This window comes from Providencia sp. LY12, assembly GCF_057621555.1.
The window spans coordinates 272175-291878 of record NZ_CM172594.1 but is presented as its reverse complement, the minus strand read 5'-3'; the positions used below and the strand labels follow the sequence as shown (position 1 = coordinate 291878).

Below are 19704 nucleotides of genomic sequence, written 5' to 3'. Positions count from 1 at the left end.
CTTATACCCCCTGAGCCAACTGACGCTGTTGTCGCCACTGACCCCAGCCTTCCATTACGGCGATGATTGCGATGTACAGCACTGTTGCTAAACCAAATGCAGCAAATGTTTGTAATGATTGACTATCTACTTGGCGTGATACATAAGAGAGCTCCGCCACCCCGATAGCCATGGTTAATGACGAGTTTTTGACGACGTTCATGTATTGCCCTAACAGCGGCGGTAACGCGATTTTTACGGCTTGCGGTAAAATCACTAAACGCATGGACTGCCATGATGTCAGCCCCAAAGCGAGAGCCGCTTGTTTCTGTCCTTGACGCACGCCTCGGATACCTGAGCGCACTTCTTCCGCAATGAAAGGCACGGTGTATAGCGTTAAACCAACAAATCCGGCTAAAAATTCAAAGGACGGCCAGCCTAATGTTATCCCTAAAATTTCAATTTCATGGGGCGTATTCAGCCATTCCATTGCTGATTCAGGGAGAATTTCTCCCGAGGCAAAATACCAGAAAAACAGTTGCACCAGCAGCGGCGTATTACGGAAAATCGAAATATAAACGGTCACAAACCAGCGTAGCGGCGCGATTTGGCTGTCTCTTGCCGAGGCGGCAATAAAACCTAATAGCGTGGCAGCGATGATCGTACAAATCGAGATCCAGACTGTGAGCAAAAAGCCATAGCCAAACCACTCAAGGTATTGTGGTGCTAGTAGATGCGCAGACCAGAAGTCACCGCTGAAAAATTTGTCGAACATATTTCGCCTCGCTATAACTGACAACCCCTGCAACATGGCAGGGGCGTTTACTCTCACTAAACTGCATGACTAACTTAAGATTTAGGCTGCTCGCTCAATGGGGCAAATTTGAATTCACCACGTGGTTGTGCCGCTTTGGTGTCTGGACCAAACCAACGGTTATAAATCTCGTTCGCTTTGCCTTCTTTCTCCAGTTTCAGCAAGGTAGCATTCACGTTTTCAATTAAACGCGTTTCCCCTTTGCTCGCACCTAGCGCTTGGTACTCTTTGGTTAAGCTAAATGGTGAAATTTCAAAGTCTGCTTTCACTTTTTCTGGCAAGTTACCGAGCAAGCCCACCAGCTTCGCATCATCTTGGGTGATCGCTTGTACGTTACCGTTACGTAGCGCTGCGAAAGCTTGCGGGGTATCGTCGTAAGAGATGACTTTGGTATTCGGGAAACGTTCGCGCAGAGTCACTTCCTGAACAGTTCCTTTGTCTGCACCAATACGCAGTGGAGCGATATCTTCAGGGGTTTTCAGTACGCCTTTACGCGCGATAAATTTTTGCCCTGTTGCAAAGTCAGGAATGGAGAAATCCACCTGTTTTGCACGCTCATCCGTAATAGTGAAGTTGGCACCAATCAGGTCAACTTTGCCGGATGTTAACAGTGGAATGCGGTTAGCTGGGTTGGTTGGACGCAGCTCTAATTTCACGCCAAGATCATCAGCAATCGCTTGGGCGATATCGATATCATAGCCAGCGAGTTTCTTGGTTTTAGGATCAATAAATCCGAATGGGGGATTACTGTCAAAAACAGAAATGCGGATCACTCCCGCTTGTTTAATATCATCTAATTTATCTGCGCTAGCGACATTCGCTGTCAGCGCCAGACCAGCAACTACAAGTGCGGAAGTAAGAAAACGTGCTTTCATTAAATGCCCCTAACGGTAAATTTGTGTAAATCGACCATCACAAGCTATCAACTATTTCTTAGCACTTGAAATAATATTAAATAATATATTTATATCAATTTGGAATATGAATAGACATAAAAAAAGGGGTGAAAATCCATCGGAGCGACCCCTAAAATGTTGCAGATTAAGACTCTTATCGAGCAAGAAGAAAATGAAGAAGATGAACACTGCGGTGGCCAGCACCCCAGTGGTTTAACAGTTACTCTTTGTTGCTATCTTTCGAACTAGTCAGCATTTTTTCAAGGCTGTCTCCACCTACATGGCGGAAATCTTGCCCTTTAACATAGTAGAAAATAAATTCACAAATGTTCTGGCAACGGTCACCGATACGCTCAATGGAGCGAGCACAGAACAGCGCAGTTAAAACACTTGGAATGGTACGCGGGTCTTCCATCATATACGTCATTAACTGACGGACAATCCCCTCGTATTCTTGGTCTACCTTTTCATCTTCACGATAAATACGGATAGCTTCTTCCAAGTCCATGCGCGCAAAAGCATCTAGCACGTCATGCAGCATTTGCACGGTATGGCGACCTAATGACTCCAAGCTCACCAACAATGGCTGGTGCTGCTGAGAGAATTTTTCCAGTGCGGTTTGGCAGATTTTATCCGCGACGTCACCGATTCTTTCCAGTTCAGCGATGGTTTTCGAGATTGCCATAATCAAACGCAAGTCGCTCGCGGTTGGCTGGCGCTTAGCGATGATTTTGACGCACTCTTCATCGATTGCCACTTCCATCATGTTGACTTTATGGTCATTGGCAATCACTTCTCGCGCTAGGGCTTCATCCTGATTATGCATCGCAGTGATAGCCTTGGTGAGCTGCTCTTCAACTAGCCCTCCCATGGTCATCAACTCAGTATGGATATGTTCCAGTTCAGCGTTGAACTGCCCTGATATATGTTTGTTGTGGTTCAGCGTATCCATCGTCGGCTCCATATCAACCGTAGCGGCCAGTAATATAATCTTCAGTTTGTTTCATTTCTGGGGTGGTAAACATCTTGTCAGTGTTATTAAATTCCACCAACTCACCCAAGTACATAAATGCCGTGTAATCAGAGCAGCGCGCCGCTTGTTGCATGTTGTGAGTAACGATCACCACGGTATATTCTGATTTCAATTCGCTGATCAACTCTTCAATACGCCCCGTTGAAATTGGGTCCAGAGCAGAACATGGCTCATCGAGTAACAGAACTTCTGGGCGAATGGCGATACCACGCGCAATACACAGACGCTGTTGCTGACCACCAGAGAGGCTATAGCCGCTTTGGTGAAGTTTATCTTTGGTTTCATTCCACAGTGCCGCTTTTGTTAGCGCCCACTGCACACGCTCGTCCATTTCGACGCGGGACAGCTTTTCAAACAAACGCACACCGAACGCGATATTGTCGTAGATAGACATCGGGAATGGCGTTGGTTTTTGGAACACCATACCGACTTTTGCACGTAATAACGCGATGTCTTGTTTATCAGTCAGGATGTTTTGACCATCCAGTAAAATTTCGCCTTCTGCGCGTTGCTCACCATACAGTTCGTACATTTTGTTGAAGGTACGCAGCAGCGTGGATTTACCACAACCTGATGGGCCGATAAACGCAGTCACTTTGTTCTTTTCAATGTCTAAAGAGATATTCTTCAGCGCGTGAAACTTTCCATAGTAGAAGTTAAGGTCACGAACTTTAATTTTACTGTTTGCAATATCGTTTGCATTAATCATGGCTACTTCTCTCTATCAATTCTTTTATTCGTCTGGGATTAGTGTTTTTTCTGTGCAAACACAACACGGGCAATGATATTGATTAACAGGACACATAAGGTGATTAGGAGAACCCCTGCCCATGCTAATTGCTGCCATTCAGAGAACGGACTCATTGCAAATTTGAAGATAGTCACTGGTAAGTTAGCAATTGGCTCATTCATGTCGGTGCTCCAGAATTGGTTCGAGAGTGACGTAAACAGCAGCGGTGCGGTTTCCCCCGCAATACGCGCGATAGCCAGCAAAATACCGGTAATAATCCCAGATACAGATGCTTTTAATGTAATGGATAAAATCATTTTCCATTTTGGTGTACCCAGTGCATATGCCGCTTCACGCAGGCTATCAGGCACGAGCTTCAACATGTTCTCAGTGGTACGAATAACAATTGGGATTTGCAGTAATGCAAGTGCAATTACCCCCGCCCAACCCGAGAAATGCTGCATTTGAGCCACCACAATGGTGTAAACAAACAGACCAACCACAATTGAAGGCGCAGATAACAGAATGTCGTTAATAAAACGCGTCACCGAAGCTAACCACGATTTGCGACCATATTCCGCTAAGTAGATACCCGCTAAAATCCCTAATGGAGTCCCGATAACAGTCGCCCACAAGATAAGCAATCCACTTCCCACAATGGCGTTCGCCAAACCACCGCCTTCTGTATTTGGCGGCGGAGTCATTTCAGTAAACAGATTGAGGGACATGCCATCAATCCCTTTGGTTACCGTGGAGAATAAAATCCACACTAGCCAGAACAGACCAAACGCCATCGTCAGCATGGAGACTAATAATGCCATTCTGTTGACTTGACGACGCCATGCTTGGCGGCGTGCGCGTTCTTTTTGATTCACTACAACAGGTTCATAATTCGACATAATTAGCGTCCCTCATTCTTAGCAAGGCGCATTACCATCAGCTTGGAAATCGCCAGAACAATGAAGGTAATCACAAACAGAATTAAACCAAGTTCCATCAGCGCTGCGGTGTGTAAACCACTTTCCGCTTCAGCAAATTCGTTCGCCAGCGCAGAGGTAATACTGTTACCCGGCATAAACAGTGAAGGGCTATCGAGCTGGTAAGTGTTACCAATGACGAATGTCACCGCCATGGTTTCTCCCAATGCACGACCTAGCCCCAGCATCACCCCGCCAATCACCCCATTACGGGTATAAGGCAGAACGATGTTCCAAATCACTTCCCATGTGGTACAGCCAATTCCGTAGGCTGACTCTTTCATCATCACAGGAGTTTGTTCAAACACATCGCGCATTACCGAGGCGATGTAAGGAATGATCATAATGGCAAGGATAATACCTGCCGCAAGAATACCGATACCAAACGCAGGGCCTGAGAAAAGTTCGCCAACAATTGGAATGCTCGACATGACATTACCAACCGGTTCTTGGAAGTATTCTGCAAATAATGGAGCGAAGACAAACAGCCCCCACATACCGTAAACAATACTTGGGATAGCCGCGAGAAGCTCAATCGCAATACCTAATGGACGTTTTAACCAGTTAGGCGCTAGCTCTGTTAAGAATAGTGCGATACCAAAACTCACTGGCACGGCGATAATCAGAGCGATTAATGATGTAACGATGGTGCCGTAGATAGGCACTAATGCACCAAACTGTTCTGCTGGCGCATCCCACTCTTTGTTCCACAAAAACGAAAATCCGAATTTCTGCATACTTGGCCAAGATGCGAAAATCAGGGAAATAATAATGCCACCAAGCATGAGGAGAGTGATTAGCGCTGCTATTTTGACTAATGCACTAAAAATCACGTCGCCCGATTTACTAGGGGCTTTGAATGCCGTTATTTTTTCGGCCATGCGCTTTGTTCTCATTCCATGCCTACTTTTCAGTAGGACTTACGTTACTACGGTGAATAAGCGGGAGCTATTCCTCAGCCCCCGCTTACCCTTTTCCAACCCGAGGGGCACTTAGAACAGTGCTTTACCTTGGCTATCTTTTACTTCTGTTTTCCATGCTGCACGTACTGCGGTCACAACTTCTTGAGGTAACACAGCATAATCTAATGCTTCTGCTTGTTTACCACCTTTGTCGTAAGCCCAGTTGAAGAAATCAAGAACCGCTTTACCTTTCTCAGCATCCGCTTGTTGATTGTGAACTAAGATGAATGTGGTAGAGGTAATTGGCCATGCGTTAGCGCCTTCACGGTTAGTCAGGTCTTGTGCAAATGATTTAGACCAATCTACTTTTTTCGCTGCTGCGCTGAAGCTTTCACCTGTTGGTGAAACTGGCTGGCCATCTGCAGAAACCAGCTTAGTATACGCAAGATTATTCTGTTTTGCGTAAGCATATTCTACATAACCGATAGAGCCTGGCAGACGTTGAACAAAGGCTGCAACGCCGTCGTTACCTTTACCGCCTACGCTATTTTTCGGCCAGTTAACCGTTGAACCTGCACCCACTTCATCTTTCCAGTTTGAGCTAACTTTTGCTAAGTAGCTTGTGAAGACGAATGTGGTACCAGAACCATCAGAGCGGCGAACTACAGCGATGTTTTGGTCAGGTAATTTTACGTTTGGATTCAGTTTTGCGATGGCTGGGTCATTCCATTTTGCAATTTTGCCTAAGTAGATGTCGCCCAGAGTTTTACCATCAAGAACCAGTTGATTAGATTCGATGCCTTTAACGTTTACCGCTAAAACCACACCACCAATCACGGTTGGGAATTGGAATAAGCCGTCTTCTTTGAGTTTTTCATCAGTCAATGGCGCATCAGACGCACCGAAATCAACTGTTTTTGCATTAATCTGTTTTACACCACCAGAAGAACCGATCCCCTGATAGTTAATTTTATTACCTGTTTCTTTCTGATAAGTATCTGCCCACTTCGCATAAACAGGAGCAGGGAATGTCGCGCCAGCTCCGGTCAGGCTGGTAGCAGCAAAAGAAGACATTGCAGTCAGAGATAAGGTTGCTGCCATTACGCTTGCTAGTGTGGTACGCATCATTTTCATAATCCCTCCGGGGATGTAAGAAATAATCAAGTATTAAATTATTGGGTGTATGTCACGGTAGGGAAAATAGGACAATTGAGTTACGGCAATATGTCAGCTTTATGACAGTTTTATGACATTTGCAGATTTTATCGACATGATTAAGTGTAGCAGAATGGTACAAAAATGATTATTTACTTATTTTTCAACAAACTAAATAAGAACAGCGAATGTGACAGCTTAGCGTTTGGAATATGACATATTGTCATAAATGAAAAAATTTATTTCTCTTTCTATCTTTCTTTCTATCTTTCTATCTTTCTATCTTTCTATCTACACAGTATATCTCTAAGTATTTCAGCTTGTAGGTAGGCGACAAGCAAAGATATCTCAGGGAGCATACATTAGTATGTGACCTGAGTAGCTGAGCGTAGTCAACACCCCTACAAGTTGAAATACGACGAGATATTTAGTCTTCGCGTTCTTTGAGAGGGAGCAAGGCTCGAATAGCAAACCCGCCACGCTCACTTTTATGGATCTCAATATTCCCTTCGTGAGCATCTATAATCCTGCGAATTATCGCGAGCCCCAGCCCTGTACCTTTGTTGCTACGGGCTTTTTCACCCTGTACGAACGGCTGGAATAGGCGTTGAATGTCTTCTTCTTTGATCCCCGCGCCATCATCTTCAACTTGGAACCAAACATAATCTTCATTTTTACCACTGCTGACTTTGATCCAGCCATTTCCGTAGCGATAAGCGTTGACTATCATGTTGGTAATCGCGCGTTTGATAGCAAGATGGTTACCGTTGAACATCACTGGTCCTGAGACTAAATTGGTTTCAATTTCTCCCACGACGTTGGTTTCAGCAACAACAGCTTCGTTGAGGATAGCGTTGAGGTCGCAGAACTCCATATCCATCTCTTGCCCTGTTTTCAGGTAAGACATGAATTGGCCGATTATTGCGTCGCACTCTTCAATATCTTTGTTGATAGATTCAGCGAGATAGCCATCTTCTGGTCCCATCATTTCCGTTGCGAGACGAATTCGCGTCAGTGGCGTTCGAAGGTCATGGCTGACCCCTGCCATTAATACAGTGCGGTCATTTTCGAGGGATTTTATCCCTGCCGCCATATGGTTGAACGAGCGAATAGCCGCGCGAACCTCTGTGGCACCTTTCTCTTGCATCGGCGGCATAACATGCCCCTTACCGACCTCACCCGCGTGATATTCCAGCTCTAATAATGGCTTGTTTTGATAGCGAATATAGAGCCAAACCCCCGCAAAAATCGTGAGAAAGACCGTGAGTGTATAGCGGAAAACTTGAGAAAACTGATTTTGGCCGATTTCGGTGAGTGGAACGCGCACCCAAATATCTGGTGCTAGGTAGGATGTTAACCACAATATCGGATACTCACGCCCAAGCTCCAGATGCACGCTGGCCTTGCCACCCAAGTATTCCGACATGTTTTCACTTAGAAAATCATACTCTTTTGCCCAGTTTAATCCCTCTTCCATCGCCGCTGAATGGGCGTAAAAGGTAATACCGAGCTCATTGTAGATTTTTTTACGTAATGCGGGTGAAACTCGCACTGAGGTTCCATCTTGTAGAACCATTTTCTCTGTCATCAATGTACGTACTTCATAGGCAAGCACTTTATTGAACTGCTGTAAGCTTGGCATCACAACAAAATTCAATACAACCATGTAGCTGGTCACAAGGCTTGCGAACAGGAGTGCGACAAACAAAAATAACGAGCGAGAAAATGTACTACGTCGTGAGAACCTCAGTCGCTTCATGCTTTACTTCCATCTGGAACAAATACGTATCCTAAGCCCCAAACGGTTTGAATGTAACGTGGGTGCGCAGGATCTTCTTCAATCATACGGCGTAAACGTGAAATTTGAACGTCGATAGAACGTTCCATCGCACTGTATTCACGACCTCGAGCCAAACTCATCAGCTTGTCACGAGATAATGGTTCGCGTGGATAAGAAACTAATACTTTCAACACCGCAAACTCACCACTGGTTAATGGCATATTTTCTTCGCCTTGGAACATTTCACGGGTTCCGAGGTTCAATTTAAATTTACCAAAAGTGATGACGGCATCATCTTGCGATGGTGCACCCGGTAACTCGTTCGCTTGGCGACGCAGCACCGCACGAATACGCGCTAACAGTTCACGAGGGTTAAACGGTTTAGGGATATAGTCATCCGCACCAATTTCTAAGCCCACAATACGGTCAACTTCTTCGCCTTTCGCGGTAACCATAATGATTGGAATTGGGTTATTTTGACTACGTAAACGACGGCAAATAGATAAGCCATCTTCCCCAGGAAGCATTAAGTCCAATACGATTAAATGAATAGATTCCCGTGTTAGGATCCTGTCCATCTGTTCAGCATTCGCTGCACTTCTTACCTGAAAACCCTGCTCGGTGAGGTAACGTTCAAGCAGAGCACGTAAACGCATATCATCATCGACGACGAGAACTTTATAACTTTCCTGCATTTATAGCCCCCAAAGTGTGGAATTTTAGAATTATTCTGCTGATGAAAGTAACAAAAATAATATTCATGCCATTAATTTACCATTAACACTAACTTTAATGAATCATTTTACTCGTTAACTGATTAATGGTTTATAGCTAATCTCTAGCACAAAATACGTGACTTTTCCGCCCGGCGTTGTAACGACCACTTCATCATCAACCTGCTTGCCAATTAATGCGCGAGCTACTGGTGAATCGATAGAAATCCACTGCTTAGCAGGATCAAATTCATCAGCCCCCACTAACCGGAAAATTCTGATATTTTCATTATCATCTTCAAGCTTAACCCATGCGCCAAAAAACACACGCCCCTCTTGTCGAGGATCGGGTTCAACAATTCTAAGCTGATCCAATCTTTTGGATAGAAAACGAATACGGCGGTCTATTTCCCGCAGCCGTTTTTTACCGTAAATATATTCTGCGTTTTCGGAACGATCGCCCTGGGCTGCGGCTTCAGAGACGGACTGCGTCACTCGAGGGCGCTCTTCTTTCCAAAGATATTTAAGTTCTTTGTCTAAAGCATCCCATCCTTCACGGGTAATTAAAAGGCTCTTATTCATCTCATTAAAGGTATATAAATCGGATAATTATAATATTTTATAAAATATAATCTGCGACTTGCCTACCACTAGACAAAAATTCTGTCTGGCAATTCTGTCTACCAGCAAGTATAACTGTGCAGTCTATTTTCACTGTTCTTTGAGTAGGTATTTAAACACGACATGAATGAAACTCTAAGCCAAATTATTGCGGCCGAACTACAAGCCCAACCAAAACAGGTGTTTTCAGCCATTACATTATTGGATGAAGGCAATACCGTCCCATTTATCGCCCGCTACCGTAAAGAGGTTACGGGGGGATTGGATGACACTCAGCTACGTCAGCTAGAGAGCCGTTTAGGGTATTTGAGAGAGTTAAACGACCGTAAGCAAACCATTCTAAAATCCATTGATGAACAAGGTAAGCTTACTCCAGAACTCGCTTCTGCTATCAATACAACGCTGAATAAAACCGAACTCGAAGATCTTTACCTCCCTTACAAACCAAAGCGCCGTACTCGTGGGCAAATTGCTATCGAAGCGGGCTTAGAACCCTTAGCGGATACGCTGTGGAACGATCCAAGCCAGTCACCGGATACACTTGCACAAAGCTATGTTGACGCAGATAAAGGCGTTGCGGATACCAAAGCCGCTTTAGATGGTGCTCGCTACATTTTAATGGAGCGTTTCGCCGAAGATGCTACCTTATTAGCGAAAGTTCGCGACTATATTTGGAAGAATGCGCACATTGTTTCTGTTGTTGCTGATGGCAAACAGACTGAGGGTGTAAAATTTAGCGACTATTTTGATCACCATGAACCCGTTGCTCAAGTTCCTTCACACCGCGCTTTGGCCATGTTCCGTGGTCGCAATGAAGGTGTTTTGCAGTTATCCCTCAACTGCGACCCTCAGTTTGAAGAGCCGCCAAAAGAGAGTTATTGCGAAGAAATTATTACTCGCCATTTAGATGTTCGTTTGAACAATGCCCCCGCTGACCAATGGCGTAAAGCCGTCATTAGTTGGACTTGGCGAGTCAAAGTGTTACTGCACCTAGAAACCGAGATCATGAGCGCCCTGCGCGAGAAAGCGGAAGAAGAAGCAATTAACGTATTCGCCCGTAACCTCAGTGATTTATTGATGGCAGCTCCTGCGGGTATGCGTGCCACGATGGGTCTCGATCCGGGTTTACGTACAGGTGTCAAAGTCGCGGTCGTTGATGCGACGGGTAAAGTCATGGCGACAGATACCATTTACCCGCACACAGGCCAAGCTGCCAAAGCGGCTGCTATCGTTGCCGCATTATGCCAGAAATACCACGTTGAGCTGGTCGCGATTGGTAACGGAACTGCATCACGAGAAACCGAACGCTTCTTTGCTGAAGTACAAAAACAGTTCCCTGACGTCACAGCGCAAAAAGTCATTGTCAGTGAAGCTGGCGCCTCTGTTTATTCCGCTTCTGAGCTGGCAGCATTAGAATTCCCTGATTTAGACGTATCTCTGCGTGGCGCGGTTTCTATTGCTCGTCGCTTACAAGACCCGCTGGCTGAACTGGTAAAAATCGACCCGAAATCTATTGGTGTCGGCCAATATCAGCATGATGTCAGCCAAACTCAGTTAGCCCGTAAGTTAGATGCAGTCGTTGAAGACTGCGTAAACTCCGTCGGCGTCGATTTAAATACCGCTTCCGTGGCACTACTTACCCGTGTTGCTGGCTTGAGCAAAATGATCGCGCAAAATGTTGTTGATTGGCGTGATGCTAACGGTCAATTCAATGACAGAAAACAGTTACTCAAGGTCGCTCGCTTAGGTCCGAAAGCCTTTGAACAGTGTGCGGGTTTCTTGCGTATCACCAATGGGGATAACCCATTGGATGCCTCAACGGTTCACCCGGAAGCCTACCCAATCGTTGAAAAAATCCTTGAAGCTGTACGTCAGCCACTCAAAGAGATCATGGGCAATTCACAGGTATTAAATGGCTTAAGCCCACGTGAATTTACCACCGAACAGTTTGGGGTTCCTACCGTCACAGACATCATCAAAGAGCTGGAAAAACCGGGTCGTGACCCACGCCCTGAGTTTAAAACGGCAACCTTTGCTGACGGCGTCGAAACGATGAATGACTTAACACCGGGAATGATCTTAGAAGGTGCAGTGACTAACGTCACTAATTTCGGGGCATTTGTGGATATTGGTGTTCATCAAGATGGTCTAGTACATATTTCTTCCCTTTCAAACAGCTATGTTGAAGATCCTCACAAAGTCGTCAAAACGGGTGACATTGTGAAAGTCAAAGTGCTGGATGTGGATATTGCTCGTAAGCGTATTGCGCTCACTATGCGCTTAGATGAACAAGCGGGTGAAGGTAGCAGCGCACCTCGCAGTGCGGCTCCAGCGCAAGATAGAAATACCCGCAAAGCCCCTGCTTCACGAGGGAATGCGCGAGGAAATTCATCATCTAGCTCTGCGTCTAGCAACAGTGCGATGAGTGATGCACTGGCCGCTGCTTTTGGTAAAAAGCGCTAAGATATGATGCCCTTGCTGTTTTATCGGTAAGGGCATTTATTAAAATGTATTTAATCATTTCTCCGTACTTAATTTAAACATATTCCATTTTTCTTATAGAAATAAATTAAATAACTAATTCAATTTATTATCTGCATTTTGTCTTATTTAATTATATTAATTAACAATACTAACATCTGCCTTTTCGTTTTAAAAAACTCCGCCAACTAAATCCCTTTTTGATCCACATCATTTAATATTGCCCGAAAAAGAGGCTAAATATAATCATGGTAGATGATTATGATTCTCATTGTTAATTAGATTTAATTTTATCTTCCATTCTATTTCTTTTAAAGATAACCACTTTTATAATAATAATTATCAATATTATTCTTAATAACACTCTCTGTAATTTAACATCGCAGTTTTCATGTTAAATCAACAGAATAAACCGTAATTGGAAGGTACTATGTCCATACTTCCTCAATGCAGTTATAAAATACTTGGCTTTTCACCAGAGATAAGTCCGGCCTATCGCCAAAAATTACTTTCCCTCGGTCTGCTTCCAGGCTCAGTGTTCAAAGTTGTGCGCGTAGCGCCGTTTGGTGATCCCGTGCAAATTGAAACTCATCGCGTCAGCTTAGTATTACGCAAAAAAGATTTAGCTCTGATTAACTTAGATGAAGCTCAAGCGAACTAATTATTTTTGGATTAATTCCAATAAAGATTTTCATTTTCACGACTGGCATACACTATGAAACCATTAACTATCGGCCTTATTGGCAACCCTAACGCAGGTAAAACAACCTTGTTTAACCAGTTAACAGGGTCACGTCAGCGCGTCGGTAACTGGGCAGGAGTGACCGTCGAACGTAAAGTTGGACGCTTCCACACACCTGAACACAAGATTGAACTCGTTGATTTACCAGGTACTTATTCCCTTACAACTATCTCAGAGCAAACCTCCCTCGATGAGCAAATCGCCTGCTACTTTATTTTAAGTGGCGAAGCCGACATGTTGATCAACGTGGTGGATGCCTCAAACCTCGAGCGCAATTTATATCTGACATTACAGCTTGTTGAACTAGGTGTTCCCTGCATCGTCGCACTGAACATGCTGGATATTGCCAAAAGCCAACATATCGATATTGATGTTAAACAGCTCGAAAAACAGCTCGGTTGCCCTGTTATCCCAATGGTCTCTACCCGTGCAACTGGCCTTGAACAGCTCAAACAAGCGATTGATAGCCATCCTCAAAATAGCCAACAAGCCCTAGTGCAATATCCGCCACAACTGTTACAAACAGTGGATATGCTTTCAGAGCAAATTTCTGCTCAGCAATTTAGTCAGCAGCAGCGCCGTTGGTTAGCTCTCCAGATTTTAGAAGGCGATATTTATAGCCGCCAACGAGCTGATATCTCTGAGCAAGTATTTGCTGAAACTCGCCTTAGACTTAAAGATACCTTGCAAGAAGAACCCGAGTTGCTCATTGCGGACGCTCGCTATCAATCCATTGCCTCAATTTGTGACGCCGCGATTAATAACAGTGCCGCTGAGCCGAATAAACTCACTCAAGCGCTGGATAAATTTATCTTGAACCGCTGGCTTGGCGTGCCAATTTTCTTGTTCGTGATGTATCTAATGTTCGTCCTTGCGATCAATATCGGTGGTGCTTTACAACCGTTCTTTGAAGGTGCCTCTGAAGCTATCTTTATTCATGGTATTCAATGGATTGGAGCAACAGCAAACTTCCCTGATTGGTTGACCGTTTTCCTTGCTCAAGGTGTTGGCGGTGGTATCAATACCGTTCTGCCTCTGGTGCCACAAATCGGCATGATGTATCTGTTTTTATCTATCTTGGAAGACTCAGGCTATATGGCTCGAGCGGCTTTCGTTATGGACAGACTGATGCAAGCTCTTGGTTTACCGGGTAAATCTTTTGTTCCATTAATTGTTGGCTTCGGTTGTAACGTACCTTCTATCATGGGAGCAAGAACCTTAGATGCACCTCGTGAACGCTTGATCACTGTGCTTATGGCACCGTTTATGTCCTGCGGTGCTCGCTTAGCTATCTTCGCAGTATTTGCAGCGGCATTCTTTGGTAAAAACGGCGCAAGCGTCGTGTTCTCCCTCTACATTCTCGGTATTGTCGTGGCAATCCTAACAGGCCTGCTACTGAAACATACCCTGATGCGCGGTGAAGCGTCCCCGTTTGTGATGGAACTGCCGGTATACCATGTACCTCATGCAAAAACATTGCTTATCCAAACTTGGCAACGTTTAAAAGGCTTCGTGATCCGTGCGGGTAAAGTCATTGTGGTAGCAAGTATTTTTATCGGTGCACTAAACAGCTTTTCGTTATCCGGCAAGCCTGTGGACAACATCAATGACTCTGCGCTGGCCTCCGTCAGTAAAGTGATCACCCCAGTATTACAGCCTATCGGCGTGCACAATGATAACTGGCAAGCGACAGTTGGTTTGATCACTGGTGCAATGGCTAAAGAAGTGGTGGTTGGGACTTTAAATACCCTGTACACCGCCGAAGCAATTACCAGCGAACCTTTCGATGCCGAATCGTTTGACCTGCTCGATGAGTTAGGTGCAGCAGTCACGGATACATGGGATAGCTTAAAAGAGACATTCTCCATCAGTGCATTATCCAACCCAATCGAAGCAAGTATGGGTGATGCCGAAATGGCAACAGGCTCCATGGGTACCATGGCAGCGAAATTTGGTTCAGATATCGCCGCTTATAGCTACCTAATCTTTGTGCTGCTGTATGTGCCTTGTGTGTCAGTCATGGGAGCAATCGCCCGTGAAACCAACAAAAGCTGGATGACATTCTCTATTCTGTGGGGATTAAACGTGGCTTATAGCCTCGCCGCGCTGTTCTATCAAACAGCCACATTTAGCGAACATCCACAAAACAGCTTGATCACCATTGGCGCTGTGCTGCTGTTTAATATTGTCCTCATCACCGCTCTACGCCGCGTGCGCAGCCGCGTGACGTTTAATATTAAATCCAAAACAGCGCAACAGTGTTCAGGTTGTTCTAACAACAGTTGCCACTAAGGAAAATACGATGGCCAGCTTGCTACAAGTCCGAGATTTAATTGCATTATATGGGCAAGCTGACATTGCGCTTCTGAGTTCTCAACTAAACGCCCCTGCTGCACTGGTGAATGCCATGGCTGAAAAGCTGGTCAGTATGGGGAAAATTGAAAAAGTCGATGTGAGCGCGTGCCTTACGGGTACCAGTTGTAAAGGATGCCCCGAGAGTCACGATTGCTCACATTTTGTCTATAAGATTAAATAGTTATTTTCATTTCAGCGAATTAGCTTCTAATCCACTGATTTAGCTCAATGATTTCGCAAACTGAACCAATGTTTCACAAAACTCATCGGGATGAGAAATAAACGGCGCATGAGCGCTATTACGCATCACAACGGATAATGAATTGGGATACAACTCATCTAATTTCCCTGCGATTTTACGCGGGACCAAGCCATCTAAATAACCATAAACGCGTAAGAAAGGCACTTGTAAATGGGTGAGTTCCTCTCGTAAATCTTCAATACGTAAAGATTCCAGCCCCATATTCAAGGCTTCAACCGATGGCATTGGCAACGCCAATACCACAGATTTCAATGTACGCGCATCCTCACGGGCGCTTTCAGTTCCCAATGTTTGCAGTGCCAGAAAACGCTCAACGGTACGCTGGAAATTTTCAGCCAGCATCTGCTCAAAATTAAGTAAGACTTCGGGCTTGATACCTTGCCACTCATCATGAGCCCCAAAGCAAGGGGAAGATGCCACGGTGATTAAGGCTTTTACCTCATTAGGGTGATCAAGCGCGATACGGCTTGCTACTAACCCACCTAAAGACCACCCCAGCCAAATCGCATTTTTAGGTGCTTGTTCCCACACAACATTGGCCATTGATTGAATGGTCATCGGAGTGAAATCGTGACTACGCCCATAACCCGGTAAATCAACTAAATGGATGCGAAATTGCGAAGCCAGTCGAGGAATAATTGTTTGCCAGACTTCGGCATTCAGTCCCCATCCGTGCAGTAACACAATATCTTGTTTTCCTTCACCCACTGTCTGCCAATATAACGTCGCCATGGTTACACTCTCTTCAATGTTATTTTCATTCTGATTTTTCAATCTAGGACTCGCCTATGCTAGCAATGGAAGGGGTCTGTTGGCTATGCCGGCAGTTATTAAAAATTCCCCAGCAAGGAATATGCAGCTTTTGTATCAAAAACTTACCGCCAATGCCGAAGGTTTGTCCACAATGCGCTCTTCCTTGTGAATATCACCAATTTCCTTGCGGGCGCTGCCTTGTACAGCCACCGCCTTGGCAAAGGTTGATTACCGTAACGCCATATCAAGCGCCATTACGCCAGCTTATCCATCAATATAAATTTCGTTATCAACCCCAGTTAGCTATCCCCCTGACGCGGATATTTTTACTTTATTGGCTGAATGGATATCGCCAACAGCAATGGAAAAAACCCGACTTATTGATAACCATACCTCCCCACCCTCGACGATGTTGGCGTCGAGGATTTGATCACATGGCATTAATTGGTGGTAATTTAACCACATGGTTAAATATTGCCTATTCGCAAAATTCATTATTGCGCTCTCGTGATACACTGGCGCAAGTTTCATTAACACGTAAGCAGCGCCGCAATAACCTAAAAGAGGCATTTACCCTTGAAACTTCGGTTTCAGGTCTACACATAGCTATTATTGATGATGTGATTACAACTGGCTCAACCATGCATGCCGCCGCTCAATTGTTGATTTGTGCGGGAGCGCATACTGTTGACGCGTGGTCACTCTGTCGCACCTTGTAGGATGGGTGTAAATGGGCGTATTATAACCAACTAAAGCAGTCAACTATTATTGAGCAAGAGATTATGATTAATATTACAGAAGCAGCACAGACTCACTTCTCCAAGTTATTGGAAAGCCAAGAGTCAGGAACCCAAATTCGAGTATTTGTCATTAACCCAGGCACACCAACCGCTGAGTGTGGTGTTTCTTATTGCCCTCCTGGTGCCGTAGAAGCCACCGATAAAGAGCTGAAGTTTGAAAAACTCTCTGCTTATGTTGATGAAATTAGCGCTCCATTCTTAGAAGATGCTGAGATTGATTTCGTCACTGACCAATTAGGCTCTCAGTTAACCTTAAAAGCACCGAACGCGAAAATGCGTAAAGTGTCTGAAGATGCGCCATTAATTGAGCGTGTTGAATACGTTTTACAATCACAAATTAACCCACAGTTAGCGAGCCATGGCGGTCGTGTTTCCTTAATGGAAATCACCGAAGATGGTTTTGCTATTCTGCAATTCGGCGGCGGCTGTAACGGTTGTTCCATGGTCGATGTGACGCTGAAAGAAGGTATCGAAAAAGAATTACTGAAAATGTTCGAAGGTGAATTAAAAGGTGTTAAAGACCTGACTGAGCACCAACGCGGCGAGCACTCTTTCTACTAATAGATTCTGCTCACACGCATTTTCTACTGAGTATCGGAGCATCCTCAGCACGCCTGTGGATGCTCTTTCATGACATTTCCCCTAATTTTCCGGTATTTTATGGACCATTTTGAGACACTAACACCCGAACAAGCTTATCAGCACTGGCTAGATGGCACTGCTATCCTTGTCGATGTTCGCGATCCCCAAAGTTTTCGTGCTGGTCACGCGACAGGCGCTTACCACTTAACCAATGAATCACTTCACCCGTTTGTCGAAAAAACAGATTACGAACAAACGATTATGGTGATGTGCTACCACGGTCACAGCAGCCAAGGTGCGGCGCAATACTTAATTAATATTGGTTTTGAATCTGTATATAGCATTAATGGCGGATTTGAGGCATGGTCACGGGAATACCCACAAGCCATAACGGCGCTCTAAACGAGACAACGTATTTATGATCCACATTATCTCTTTTGAAAACCCACGGATGGCTCAAGCGTTTGTCGATTATATGGCTGGACAAAATATCCAACTACAACTCCATCCTTCCAACGACCAACAACATTATGAACTTTGGCTCGCCGATGAGCAGCATACTGAGCAAGTACGCCAAGAGTTAGAAACCTTTTTGCGTAACCCTAATGATCCTCGTTACCTCGAAGCCAGCTGGCAAACGGGTCGCACAGATGCCCAATTTCAGTATCGAAACTATCTGACATTCAGTTATTTAAAACAGCAATCAGGCCCATTAACTATCGCCGTTATTTTGCTGTCTATCGCGGTCTATCTTTGGGTCACCCTGACAGATCCCCGTGTCGTTCTATACTATCTAGGTTGGCCTATTGGTGATCAGCAAAGTGAATTGTGGCGTTGGATAAGCCCAGCGTTCGTTCACTTTTCTATTTCGCACATCGGTTTCAACCTTGCACTCTGGTGGTTCCTTGCCGGGCAAGTTGAGAAAAAAATGGGTACAGGAAAACTGTTCACCATTTTATTAGTTTCCGCATTATTCAGTAACTGGGGTCAATCCCTATTCAGTGAAAACAACTTCGGCGGCTTATCGGGTGTCGTTTATGCACTGGTTAGCTATGTTTGGATCACTGGCGAACGTCGCCCAGAAATCGGTATCGGCATCCCTCGCGGGCTCATGGTATTCTCGATTATCTGGTTATTTTTCGGTTACTTTGACCTGCTTGGTATGGACATTGCTAATGCCGCACATACTTCAGGGTTAATTATCGGATTATTGATGGGAATATGGGATAATAGGCTCAGTTTTAAACACCAAGGTTCCAAATAGAACATTTTATAATTAGAGGCTAATGCTGTGAAACAAACCCAGAGACATGATGCAATTGTTGAACTTGTGCGTCTTCAGGGATATGTCAGTACTGAAGAACTTGTCGAACAGTTTGAGGTTAGCCCTCAGACCATTCGCCGAGACCTCAATGATCTTGCTGAACAAAATAAAATCCTACGACACCATGGTGGCGCAGCCTTGCCTTCGAGTTCCGTCAATACCGCTTACAATGACCGCAAAACTATGTGGTCTGAAGAAAAAGCGCGTATTGCTCAACGTGTGGCAAGCCAAATTCCTGACGGCGCGACCCTATTTATTGATATTGGCACAACCCCTGAGGCTGTTGCTCACGCATTGGTTAATCATAAAAACCTGCGAGTAGTGACCAACAACTTGAACGTCGCAACATTGCTCATGGCAAAAGAGGATTTTCGTTTGATCCTTGCAGGCGGTGAAGTTCGTTCTCGCGATGGCGGAATTGTCGGTGAAGCTACCCTCGACTTTATCTCTCAGTTTAGGCTGGATTACGGCATCCTGGGGATCAGCGGGATTGATATGGACGGCTCATTGCTTGAGTTTGATTATCATGAAGTGCGCACCAAGCGCGCGATTATCGAAAATTCTCGTCATGTCATGTTGGTTACCGACCACTCCAAATTTGGTCGAAATGCGATGGTAAATTTAGGCAATATGAACCTAATCAATACCTTGTTTACCACCCAAGCGCCTCCAGCCAGTATCCTAAAGGTTATCGAACAGCATAACGTTCAATTAGAGCTCTGCTAGCCCCCTGGCTTTAACCTCCCAATGATGGTAGCTTGCCTACCATCAATTCTTATTTTTTCCTTTCTTTTCATTCTGTTGT

Annotated in this window: 20 protein-coding genes; 9 read left to right on the top strand and 11 right to left on the bottom strand. The window is 44.9% G+C overall.

Annotated elements, in window-relative coordinates; all coding sequences use genetic code 11:
• Position 1: 1 nt before the first annotated feature.
• The 10 genes from ACY3ZI_RS01275 to greB form a co-directional block, all read right to left on the bottom strand.
• Positions 2-754: an amino acid ABC transporter permease gene (locus ACY3ZI_RS01275; RefSeq protein ID WP_211887129.1), complete on the bottom strand. Its 753-nt coding sequence runs from the start codon at positions 752-754 to the stop codon at positions 2-4.
• Between the two features lie 74 nt (positions 755-828).
• Positions 829-1668 (bottom strand): ABC transporter substrate-binding protein, encoded by an 840-nt coding sequence (locus tag ACY3ZI_RS01270; protein ID WP_487375850.1) that lies wholly within the window; start codon positions 1666-1668, stop codon positions 829-831.
• A 241-nt stretch (positions 1669-1909) separates the two neighbouring features.
• Positions 1910-2641 carry a phosphate signaling complex protein PhoU gene (phoU, locus tag ACY3ZI_RS01265; RefSeq protein ID WP_006663093.1) on the bottom strand — a complete coding sequence of 244 codons (732 nt, stop codon included), beginning with the start codon at positions 2639-2641 and terminating at the stop codon, positions 1910-1912.
• A gap of 13 nt (positions 2642-2654) precedes the next feature.
• Entirely contained in the window at positions 2655-3431 is a 777-nt protein-coding gene (gene pstB, locus ACY3ZI_RS01260; RefSeq protein ID WP_036948470.1) for a phosphate ABC transporter ATP-binding protein PstB, read from the bottom strand.
• Positions 3432-3469: 38 nt separating this feature from the next.
• Positions 3470-4351 carry a phosphate ABC transporter permease PstA gene (pstA, locus tag ACY3ZI_RS01255; protein ID WP_211887127.1) on the bottom strand — a complete coding sequence of 294 codons (882 nt, stop codon included), beginning with the start codon at positions 4349-4351 and terminating at the stop codon, positions 3470-3472.
• Positions 4352-4353: 2 nt separating this feature from the next.
• Positions 4354-5310, bottom strand: coding sequence for a phosphate ABC transporter permease PstC (gene pstC, locus ACY3ZI_RS01250; protein WP_154626385.1), 957 nt, complete (start codon positions 5308-5310; stop codon positions 4354-4356).
• A 111-nt stretch (positions 5311-5421) separates the two neighbouring features.
• Entirely contained in the window at positions 5422-6465 is a 1044-nt protein-coding gene (gene pstS / locus ACY3ZI_RS01245; protein WP_487375849.1) for a phosphate ABC transporter substrate-binding protein PstS, read from the bottom strand.
• A 448-nt stretch (positions 6466-6913) separates the two neighbouring features.
• Positions 6914-8245 (bottom strand): two-component system sensor histidine kinase EnvZ, encoded by a 1332-nt coding sequence (gene envZ, locus ACY3ZI_RS01240; protein WP_211887125.1) that lies wholly within the window; start codon positions 8243-8245, stop codon positions 6914-6916.
• Positions 8242-8961, bottom strand: a complete 720-nt coding sequence (gene ompR / locus ACY3ZI_RS01235) for an osmolarity response regulator transcription factor OmpR (protein ID WP_036948456.1) — start codon at positions 8959-8961, stop codon at positions 8242-8244. The genes envZ and ompR overlap by 4 nt, the downstream gene beginning before the upstream one ends.
• A 114-nt stretch (positions 8962-9075) precedes the next feature.
• On the bottom strand, positions 9076-9561 hold the full coding sequence (gene greB / locus ACY3ZI_RS01230) for a transcription elongation factor GreB (protein WP_036948453.1): 486 nt from the start codon (positions 9559-9561) through the stop codon (positions 9076-9078).
• 162 nt (positions 9562-9723) lie between these two features.
• On the opposite strand from greB, the gene ACY3ZI_RS01225 reads away from it, so the two are divergent.
• From ACY3ZI_RS01225 to ACY3ZI_RS01210, 4 genes are all read left to right on the top strand, one after another.
• On the top strand, positions 9724-12063 hold the full coding sequence (locus tag ACY3ZI_RS01225; protein ID WP_487375848.1) for a Tex family protein: 2340 nt from the start codon (positions 9724-9726) through the stop codon (positions 12061-12063).
• Between the two features lie 448 nt (positions 12064-12511).
• On the top strand, positions 12512-12742 hold the full coding sequence (gene feoA, locus ACY3ZI_RS01220) for a ferrous iron transporter A (RefSeq protein WP_036948447.1): 231 nt from the start codon (positions 12512-12514) through the stop codon (positions 12740-12742).
• Positions 12743-12796: 54 nt separating this feature from the next.
• Entirely contained in the window at positions 12797-15115 is a 2319-nt protein-coding gene (feoB, locus tag ACY3ZI_RS01215) for a Fe(2+) transporter permease subunit FeoB (protein ID WP_211887122.1), read from the top strand.
• A gap of 10 nt (positions 15116-15125) precedes the next feature.
• Positions 15126-15359: a FeoC-like transcriptional regulator gene (locus ACY3ZI_RS01210; protein WP_154602247.1), complete on the top strand. Its 234-nt coding sequence runs from the start codon at positions 15126-15128 to the stop codon at positions 15357-15359.
• Between the two features lie 39 nt (positions 15360-15398).
• Here the strand turns inward: ACY3ZI_RS01210 and bioH are convergent, their stop codons facing one another.
• Positions 15399-16172, bottom strand: coding sequence for a pimeloyl-ACP methyl ester esterase BioH (gene bioH / locus ACY3ZI_RS01205; protein WP_487377421.1), 774 nt, complete (start codon positions 16170-16172; stop codon positions 15399-15401).
• A 56-nt stretch (positions 16173-16228) separates the two neighbouring features.
• Here bioH and ACY3ZI_RS01200 point away from each other — a divergent pair, with 56 nt between their 5' ends.
• The 5 genes from ACY3ZI_RS01200 (at position 16229) to ACY3ZI_RS01180 (ending at position 19625) form a co-directional block, all read left to right on the top strand.
• The gene (locus ACY3ZI_RS01200) at positions 16229-16912 is read left to right on the top strand and encodes a phosphoribosyltransferase family protein (RefSeq protein ID WP_108478700.1); all 684 of its coding nucleotides are present in this window, start codon (positions 16229-16231) and stop codon (positions 16910-16912) included.
• 63 nt (positions 16913-16975) lie between these two features.
• Positions 16976-17554, top strand: coding sequence for a Fe-S biogenesis protein NfuA (nfuA, locus tag ACY3ZI_RS01195; RefSeq protein WP_036948432.1), 579 nt, complete (start codon positions 16976-16978; stop codon positions 17552-17554).
• A gap of 99 nt (positions 17555-17653) precedes the next feature.
• Positions 17654-17977 (top strand): thiosulfate sulfurtransferase GlpE, encoded by a 324-nt coding sequence (glpE, locus tag ACY3ZI_RS01190; RefSeq protein WP_036948430.1) that lies wholly within the window; start codon positions 17654-17656, stop codon positions 17975-17977.
• Between the two features lie 16 nt (positions 17978-17993).
• Positions 17994-18839, top strand: coding sequence for a rhomboid family intramembrane serine protease GlpG (glpG, locus tag ACY3ZI_RS01185; RefSeq protein ID WP_154609437.1), 846 nt, complete (start codon positions 17994-17996; stop codon positions 18837-18839).
• A 27-nt stretch (positions 18840-18866) separates the two neighbouring features.
• Positions 18867-19625 carry a DeoR/GlpR family transcriptional regulator gene (locus ACY3ZI_RS01180; protein WP_036948423.1) on the top strand — a complete coding sequence of 253 codons (759 nt, stop codon included), beginning with the start codon at positions 18867-18869 and terminating at the stop codon, positions 19623-19625.
• Positions 19626-19704: the final 79 nt, after the last annotated feature.